At 66.4% G+C, this 1,162-nt stretch carries 2 protein-coding genes and 1 pseudogene; 2 read left to right on the plus strand and 1 reads right to left on the minus strand.

Annotated features, from left to right (window positions below):
- A pseudogene (locus ACFU7Z_RS39530) lies at positions 1–230 on the minus strand (hypothetical protein); the annotation flags it as partial.
- Between the two features lie 90 nt (positions 231–320).
- Between ACFU7Z_RS39530 and ACFU7Z_RS39535 the strand changes: the two are divergent.
- A complete protein-coding gene (locus tag ACFU7Z_RS39535) occupies positions 321–623 on the plus strand; it encodes a hypothetical protein (RefSeq protein WP_380783006.1) in 303 nt (100 codons plus the stop codon).
- Positions 624–672: 49 nt separating this feature from the next.
- The coding region (locus ACFU7Z_RS39540; protein ID WP_380783008.1) for an ALF repeat-containing protein at positions 673–1,162 on the plus strand (490 nt) is incomplete at its 3' end.

Here is a 1,162-nt window from a genome sequence, read left to right on the forward strand (position 1 = left end):
GGCAGGTCGAAGCTGAACACGCTGATCTGGCTGTCGACGGCGCAGTCGGACAGCACGATGTGGCCGTCGCCGCGCAGCAGCTTGACGTTGGGGTAGGGCGCCGGGCCGGGGTAGTTGAAGTCCTCGACCGCCACCGGCGCGGCCGAGTTGTCCGCCGGAGTGCCGTCGGCGGAGGCGAGTGCGGTGGCGCCGAGCGTGGCGGCCACGGCGACCGCAGCGCCAACGAGCAAGCGAGACAAGCGCTTTGCCATGCCTAATCCTTTTCGTTCATCTGGTGTTGCCCTGACGGGCGGATCTGCGGAATCGGGTGACCGGCCTGAATGGTGGGCGAACCAACCGGCAATGACGAGACATCATTGCCGGTGGAAGTAGCCGAAGTTGCCGCATCGACGCCTTCGGTGCCGCAGCCGGAATCCGGGCCATCGAACCAGATGGGCTGGCGGCTCGACAAGCACTTTCTAGGCTCTGGCCAGGCGGAATGTCATGCTTTTCCAGTGGTTGGGTGCCTATCGGTGATGCGGTTGTATTTGCTTGGCTTTGCCCTTTGGCAGGTGTTTCATTGGCCATTTTTCGAGCAACTTTCTGACTTCGTGAACGTTCTGTCGTACCGTCATCTGCCGTAGGCTCCGCTGCGGCCGCGAATCCGGCCGATGCCGACAGTGGAGGTTTCTGATGCACCATTCGATATCCCGGTCACGGGGGCGGGGGAGGGGGAGGCCGCCGCTGCTGGGCAGGCTCTCCCTGGGCCTGCTGCCGCTGGCTCTGACGGCGGGGCTGGTGGGGGCGGGCATCCCGACGGCTTCGGCCGTCGAACCGACCGACGACCAGGTTCAGCTGAGCAACCGCGAGCGCACGGTCCAGGCCTGGCTCCACGGCGGCCCTCGCATGCACGAGCTGGCTGAGGTTGCGTTGGCCGGCTCCGACCAGGACGTGAAACGATTCCTGGACAGTGACATCGCCGGGGCGCAGCGCCTTGACGATCTGCTCGCGGCCACGCAGATCTCCAGTGTGGGTGGGCCGAAGGTTCGCGAGGCCGCGGACAAGGCGATCGATGGAACTCCCGACGGGTTGCGCGCCTTCCTGCAGGGTGGTTGGCAGGCGGCGCTCGACGCCGACCGGCGGCTGATGATCACCCGGCTCACCGACCCCGCGATGGGCGCGG

The organism is Kitasatospora sp. NPDC057518 (assembly GCF_042802075.1).
Classification (GTDB): Bacteria; Actinomycetota; Actinomycetes; order Streptomycetales; family Streptomycetaceae; genus Kitasatospora.

What these genes read in the sequence shown, in the direction of transcription:
- ACFU7Z_RS39535 (WP_380783006.1), top strand. Translation starts at nt 321, where the DNA reads ATGGTGGGCGAACCAACCGGCAATGACGAGACATCATTGCCGGTGGAA.